4 protein-coding genes and 1 pseudogene are annotated in these 7,021 nt (G+C 73.7%); all 5 read right to left on the bottom strand.

The window, feature by feature from the left end:
• The 5 genes and pseudogenes from ABS52_12000 to ABS52_11980 all read right to left on the bottom strand — a co-directional run bounded on the left by ABS52_12000 (window position 1) and on the right by ABS52_11980 (window position 7,017).
• A pseudogene (locus tag ABS52_12000) lies at window positions 1-486 on the bottom strand (hypothetical protein).
• Window positions 479-1,645, bottom strand: a complete 1,167-nt coding sequence (locus tag ABS52_11995) for a hypothetical protein (GenBank protein ODT02875.1) — start codon at window positions 1,643-1,645, stop codon at window positions 479-481. The pseudogene ABS52_12000 and the gene ABS52_11995 overlap by 8 nt, the downstream one beginning before the upstream one ends.
• Window positions 1,611-4,391, bottom strand: a complete 2,781-nt coding sequence (locus tag ABS52_11990; protein ID ODT02874.1) for a hypothetical protein — start codon at window positions 4,389-4,391, stop codon at window positions 1,611-1,613. Before ABS52_11990 ends, ABS52_11995 begins: the two co-directional genes overlap by 35 nt.
• A gap of 4 nt (window positions 4,392-4,395) precedes the next feature.
• The gene (locus ABS52_11985; protein ODT02873.1) at window positions 4,396-5,016 is read right to left on the bottom strand and encodes a hypothetical protein; all 621 of its coding nucleotides are present in this window, start codon (window positions 5,014-5,016) and stop codon (window positions 4,396-4,398) included.
• Window positions 5,017-5,037: 21 nt separating this feature from the next.
• Entirely contained in the window at window positions 5,038-7,017 is a 1,980-nt protein-coding gene (locus ABS52_11980) for a hypothetical protein (GenBank protein ID ODT02872.1), read from the bottom strand.
• Window positions 7,018-7,021 lie beyond the last annotated feature (4 nt).

The raw sequence follows: 7,021 nt of genomic DNA, 5'->3' as shown, positions 1-7,021 counted from the left end.
GGACTCGGCGGTGACGGCGTCGGGGGCGGGGGGCGGGGCCTGCCGTTGACGAGTCGTCGCCGGCCGGGCGCCGTCAGCGGGGGCGGGCGACGGCTCTTGCAGCTGCCGAGCGGCCGCCGCCACGCGGGGGTCGTCGGGGGCCGCAGCCCGCGCCGCCTCCCAGCGCCGGCCGGCCGTGACGCGGTCGCCCGCCCGCAGGGCCAGCCACCCCAGGCCCAGCAGCGCGCCCACGTGCCCAGGGGCCAGCTGCAACGCCATCTCCCACTCGTCCCGCGCGCGCGACGCATCCCCCCGATCCGCGTGCACACGGGCCAGGATGTCGTGTCCATCGGCGTGGTAGGGATGGCGCTCGAGCCCTCGCAGCGCGATGCGCTCCGCGTCGGCCAGCCGGCGGGCGCGGCGGAGCGCCTCGGCGAGCGCCACCCAGGCCAGTCCAGCCGGGGCCCGCGCCACGGCGTCGCTCAGGCGGGCGATGGCGTCAGGCATCGACCGCCTCCAGCACGGCGCTCAGCTGCGAAGCGTGGGCGACGGCGTTCCGCGCCTGCTCCGACAGCGGCGACCCCGGGCTCGCCACCACCACGCGCTGCCAGTGGGCGATGGCCTGCCCCAGCTCTCCTCGCCGGACGGCGATGCGCGCCGCCTCCATCAGCGCGTGCGCATTGCGCCCGTCGAGCTCCAGCGACCGGCGAAGCGCTTCCTCCCCTTCCACCTCGCGGTCGAGCTGGAACAGTGCGCGCGCCAGCAGCAGGCGCGCCTCCGCGTCGGTGGGCCCCAGCGCGACCGCCGACGCCGCGAGCGAGAGCGCGTCCTCGGCACGCTGGTCGCGCAGCGCCTCGCGCGCGTCGTTGAGCAGGGTCGCCAGCTCGGCGGGCTCGTCGCCCGCAACGGCGCCAGGCGCCGGCTCGTGCACGGCGATGATCCCCGTGGCGAGCAGCCCGAACATCGTCCGTGCCACGTCGAACTCGCTGCGCCCGAGGCGCGACGCGACGGTGCGTACGTCGGCCTCGCCATCGATCGCCGCCAGCACCTCCCACTCCGGCGGCTGGAGGTCGAGCATCGGCGGGGCGTCCTCGCTGACCGGCGCCAGCACGGGGATGATCCCGAGGTGCGCGATGCGGGTCTGGACGCGCGCCCACTCGTCGATGCGTCGCGCCCCTTCCATCAGCAGCGACTCGGTGCTCACGGAGGTCATGGCATCGGCCACCACCCCGTCGAGCGCCTCCTCGCTGAACGAGAAGAACCCCTCCTGCCAGCTCAACAGCTCGAAGACGACCGCCTCCACCTGGGCGCGAACCTGGCGCTCGAGCTCACGGCGCGAGATCGCCCCCTGCGCGACGAGGATCTCCCCGAGCTTCCGCGTCTCGCCGGGCGCCGCCTGCGCCGCCCGGGCACGGTCCAGGTCGGCCTCGCTCACCTTGCCGGCGCGCACCAGGAGGGCGCCTAACGGGTGCGGGTTGGAGCGGATCCTCGCGGTGACGACGCGACCGCCCTTGAAGTAGACGGTCCCCTCGTTGTCGCGCAGGGCCGACGAGACGCGCAGGCGCCCCGTCTTCCGGCTCAGGTCGAGGAGCTGGAAGACGTCGTGGATCCCGAGCTCGCGCAGCGGCCCCTCAATCGCCATGGCCTCCTCCCCCCCGCTGGGCACGCCCGGCGAAGATGCGCTGCAGGTCCTGCGCGGTGCGCGCATCGCGCCGCGCGCGACGGGCGAACTCCCCCGCCGGCTCCAGGTCCACCACCCGCGCCCAGTGCGCCATCGCCTCCTCGAAGCGGTGCGCCTCGGCTAGGAGGACGCCCTGGAAGTATCGCGCCGCCACATGGTCGGCGTCGAAGCGGAGGATGCGCGCGAAGGCGAAGCGCGCATCCTCCCGGCGGGCCGCCAGGAAGAGCGACTCGCCCAGCGAGGCCAGGGCATCGAGGTGGAAGGGATTCCCCTCGAGGAAACGGGCGAGCAGCTCGATGGTGTCGGCGGCGCGTGCGCACTCGCGCCGCAGCCGGGCCAGCGCCAGGACGGCATCGGCGTACGTCGGCACGCTGTCGAGCGCCGCCTCGAGCTCGCGCTCGGCATCGGCATGAAGCCCCGCCGCCCGCAGCAGTTCCGCCAGCTGCACCCGGCAGGCGGCGAAATCGTGGTCGAGGGCGATGGCGTGCCGGTACGATTCGATGGCGAGGGCGTCATCGCCCATCGCGTGCGCCACCCGGCCGATCGCCTCCAGCACGTCGGGGCGCATCGGGGCGAGCCGCCGGGCGCGGGCCAGCAGTTCCTGCGCGCGGCTTCCCTCGTCGAGGTCGGCCCGGACCTCGGCCGCCAGCAGCAGGGCGTCGACGTCGTCCGCGCCGTGCCGCTCCACCCAGTCGGCCGCGTCACGGGCCTCGGCAGGCCGGCGCAACGCGACCAGGGCGCGCAGCTCGCCGACGCGGGCCGCCGCCAGCGCCGGCGACCCGGCTGGCGACCCCGCTGGCGACCCCGCTGGCGACCCCGCTGGCGACAGCGCCGGCGACAGCGCCGCCGCCTCGCGATAGCGCTCGAGCGCCTCACCGGCGACGCCCTGGGCGAGGAACAGGTCGCCTAACGTGACGAGCCCGACATCGCGCGGCGCCCCCTCGGCGATGGCCCGCCTGACCTCGTTGCACCCCTTCTCGAGCTCCCCCTGCGCCGCCCAGGCGCGCGCGAGCGCGAACGGCGCCCCCTCGGTGCCCCCGGCCGCCGCCGGGGGGGGGGCCGCGAGCTCGTCGAACAGGCGATCCAGCGCCGCCGGCTCGAAGCGGAATTCCTCGACCACGCCGTCGCGCCGCTCCCCCGCCACGTCGGGCGCAACCTCGAGGAGCGGGTCCTCGAACTCGAGGTCGATGGCCAGCTCGAACTTCTGGGGCGTGTAGTACGGGTCCAGCTCGAGGGCGCGCTTGGTCTCGCGCAGCGACCCGGTGAAGTCGCCCAGGTTGGAGAGCGCGAACGAGAGGTTGTAGTGCGCCTCGGCGTAGTCCGCGCGCGACTCGATCGCCCGCGCGAAGGCGTTGCGGGCATCCTCGAACTTGCGCAGGTGCGCCAGGACCAGCCCCACCCCGTTCCAGGCGACGGCGAGGTCGGGGGCCAGGCGCAGCACCTGCCGGTACGCCTCGAGGGAGCGCTGGGGCTCGCCCGCGCGAAAGAGGAGGAGGGCGAGGTTGAGGCGGGCCTTCACGAAGCCCGGCACCTCGTGCAGGGCGCGACGCAGGGCGTCGAGGGCGCGGTCGCTCCGCCCGGCGTGGTAGTGCGCGACAGCGAGGTTGTTCATCGCCAGCACGTAGTGCCCGTCAGCCGCAATCGCCCGCTCGTAGCTCGCCGCGGCGTCGGCGTGGCGCCCGTCCTGGTGCAGCGCGATCCCCCGCTCGTTCCACAGCTTGGGCGACTGCGGCTGCTCCTGCAGCAGGCGGTCGTACAGCTGCACGGCTGCCGTCGAATCCTTGCGCAGCAGGTGCACCTCGGCCATCGCCTGGAGCACCAGCTGGCGGTCCTCGCCGCGATCGAGGGCCAGGCGGTACTCGCGCAGCGCCTCGGCCAGGTATCCCTTCTGCCGGAAGGCGAGCCCCAGGTTGTGGTGCGCCAGCTGGCGGTCTTCGGCCACCCGCATGGCGTCGGGAAGCCCCCGGGCTTCCCGCACCGCCCGGGCGCGGTCGTACGACCGGGCGTCGAACCGCTCCAGCGACAGGTTGGCCTGGGCCCGCCCCAGCGATGGGCTCAGCTGCATGGCGCGCTGCGTCGCCGCGCGTGCCTCCTCGTGCCGCCCCATGTCACCCAGCACGAACGCCGTGAGGTAGTGCGCGTCGGCATCGTCGGGCGCGAGCGCGATGGCACGCGCGAGGTGGCGCAGCGCCTCGTCGTTCAGCCCCCGATGGTACGCGACCTGCCCAAGCTGGAAGTGCAGCAGGGGGCGGTCGGGCGCCAGCTGCACGGCGCGCGCCAGCCACTCGGCCGCCGCCTCCCCGTCCCCCCCCGCCGACTCGGCCAGCGCCAGCTGCAACATCGCGTCCACGTCGTCCGGGGCGTCACGCAGCACCGCCTGGAAGGCCTCGGCCGCCTGGCCCGCGTCGCCGAGGAGCGCGTACGTGCGCCCCAGCTCCCAGCGCGCGTCACGATCGCCAGGGTGGGTCCGCAGCCGCTCGCGCAGCTGCTCCACGCGCATGTCGTAGTAGCCGGAGTTGAAATACGCGATCTCGAGGTTCCGCTGCGCGATCGTCATGCGCGGATCCAGCTCGAGCGCACGCGTGAACTCCGCCACCGCCTCGGCCGTCATCCCCTTGTTGAAGTAGAGGACGCCGAGGTTGTTGTGCGCGCCCGCGTCACCGGGATCGATCCGGTGCGCGAACGACCGCAAGACCTCGCGGTCGCGTTCGGAGGACATCACCGCGGGCATGGACTCAGCCCACTCGCACCGCCCGGAGAATGGCCCGCAGCGATGGCATGTCGGGCAGGAGGAGGAAGAAGCCGCGCAACTGTTCGCCCACCTCCTGCATGTAGAACTCCGTCTCCACGCAGAACACGAGGTCGCGGTCGGTGCCGAACTGCAGGTACGCGGTGGTCAGCACCGCGCGCGACATGTCGATCGCCAGCTCCGGGGGCGAGGGAAGGAGGAGGAGCCCCATGAAGTCGCTCAGCGCGTTCATGTAGGCGCCGCTCAGGATGTTGCCGGCCTCCTTGATGGCCGACTGCTCCAGCTCCGTCAGCTCGTCCTCCCCGCCATGCGGGCGGCGCAGGAGGAGTTCCGCGAGCCGGATCGCCGTCGGCTTGGGAAAGACGAGCAGCGTCCGCCCGGTGAGGTCGCCCAGCATGTTCATCAGGACCGCGGCGACCGGCTCCTCGGGGGAGGCGATGGCCGGCGGGACCTCCTCCAGCGGGGTGATGTTGATGGTGGGGACGGCGATCATGATCGTCTGCCCCGTCATTTGCGACAGCGCGGTCGCGGCGTGCCCGGCGCCGATGTTCGCCACCTCGCGCAGGGCATCCAGTTGCATCGGCTTCAGACTCAGCAGGTCGTACATGGCTCGCTCCCTGTCCTGCCCCTAGAGCAGGCTGCTCGCTTCGAGGATGAGCGCGGCGGTCCCGTCGCCCATGATCGTGGCGCCGTTGAAGCACGACGCGGCGCCACGCACCGCGTCGAAGGGCTTCACGACCACCTCTTCCTGTCCCAACAACTGATCCACCACCAACCCGGCCTTGCGGTCGGCCATCGACAGCATCACCACGTGCGACGACGCCACCTCCCGCGACGGGAGCCCGACGAGCTCGCGCAGGTGCAGCAGCGGGAGGACCTCCTCACGTATGACGATCACCTCGCGCCCCCGTACCGTCCGCACCACGCCACGGGCCAGCTGCAGCGTTTCGGTGACGTGGGTCAGCGGCACGGCGTACGATTCGTCCGCCACCCGCGCCAGGAGGGCGGGTATGACCGCCAGGGTCACCGGGAGCCGCAGGTTGAACGTCGTCCCCGCCCCCGCGGTCGAGCGCAGCTCGACCAGCCCCCCAAGGGAGCGCACGCGCGACAGCACCGCGTCGATCCCCACCCCGCGTCCCGACAGCTCGGTGACCCGCTCGGCGGTGGAGAAGCCGGCGCGCGAGATCACGCGCAGGAGCTCGTCGTCCGCCAGGGTGGTGCGCTCCGGGTCCACGACCCCCAGGGCACGCGCCTTGTCCAGGACCTTGGCCCGATTCACCCCGCGCCCGTCGTCCTGCACCCGGATCACCACGGCCGTCCGTTCCCGCGTCGCGCTCAACGTGAGGCGCCCGGCGGGGCGCTTCCCCGCGGCCACGCGCGCCTCCGGTGTCTCGATCCCGTGGTCGATGGCATTGCGCAGCAGGTGCACGAGGGGATCGGCCACCTGCTCGAGCAGGACGCGATCCAGCTCGATCTCGCGCCCTTCGACGACGAACTCCACCTCCTTTCCCAGCGTGCGCGCCGCGTCACGGACCACGCGAGGAAAGCGGTCGAAGACCTGCCACACGGGCACCATCCGCGCCCCCAGCACGCCGTCCTGCAGCTCGGTGATGAGCCGCGAGGCCGCAGACAGGGCGTCGTCGAGCGCAGGGTCGCCATGGCGCGCGGCACGTTGCGCCAGCTGCCCGCGCACGATCATCAGCTCGCCGGCCAGCGTCATCAGGTGGTCCAGGCGCCGCAAGTCGATGCGCACGTATTGCTGCAGCGGCGCCTTGAGGGCATCGCTCCCCCAGGCCGAGTCGAACCGCTCGACGGCGTCACCGGGCGCCGCGGCCGCGCCGTCCACCCGCTCCGCGTCCGTCACGGCGCCCTGCTCGCCACCGGCCATCCGCGCCGGGGCAACGGAGCCATCGACGACCCGCACGTCCCGGACGTAGCCCGCCGCGCTGAGGGCGGCGACGATCCGCCCCGCGTCGCGTTCACCCGCCAGGCGCAAGGCGAAGACGCCGTCGAACCGGTCCCCCAGCATCTCCGCTTCGCTGGGCACGACGGCGCTGACCGGGCCCAACGCGCGCGCGCGCGACACCACCAGCTGGGCCCGCGCGCCGGGCAGGAGCGTCCCCGGCTCGAGGTGCACGTGCACCTCCACCCCGTCGCCCGGAGGCAGCTCGATCGCCGGCGTCGCCCGTTCGGGCGCCCGGGCCGCCCGGCGCCGCCCCTGCAGGCGCTCCACGAGCGAGGTGACATCCAGTGCCGAGGGCGGAGCGCCGGCCGGGAGCGAGGGCGCCGTCTCCTCGATGGCCTGCTCCAGCGCATCGGCCGCGTCGAAGAGGAGCGAGACGTGCTCGCCATCGAGCGCCTCCTCCCCGGCGCGCACGCGCGCGAGCAGCGTCTCCATCGCATGCGACAGCGCGCCGACCGCATCGTAGCCCATCACCCCGCTCATCCCCTTCACCGTGTGCACGGCGCGGAAGAGCTCGTCCACCGACTCGCGCCCGCCGCCCGCGCCCGAGGGGGCGTGCTCGAGCGCGATCAGCGCCTGGTTGATGACGATGAGGTGATCGCGGGCCTCGGTGAGGAAGAGCTCGCGGTAGCGGGCAGGATCCATGGGG

Source organism: Gemmatimonadetes bacterium SCN 70-22, from assembly GCA_001724275.1.
Lineage (GTDB): Bacteria > Gemmatimonadota > Gemmatimonadetes > Gemmatimonadales > Gemmatimonadaceae > SCN-70-22.
Note: the sequence above shows the minus strand (reverse complement) of the source record. Positions and strands in the feature narration are given on the sequence as shown.

What these genes read in the sequence shown, in the direction of transcription:
- ABS52_11990 (ODT02874.1), bottom strand. Translation starts at nt 4,391, where the DNA reads ATGCCCGCGGTGATGTCCTCCGAACGCGACCGCGAGGTCTTGCGGTCG.
- ABS52_11985 (ODT02873.1), bottom strand. Translation starts at nt 5,016, where the DNA reads ATGTACGACCTGCTGAGTCTGAAGCCGATGCAACTGGATGCCCTGCGC.
- ABS52_11980 (ODT02872.1), bottom strand. Translation starts at nt 7,017, where the DNA reads ATGGATCCTGCCCGCTACCGCGAGCTCTTCCTCACCGAGGCCCGCGAT.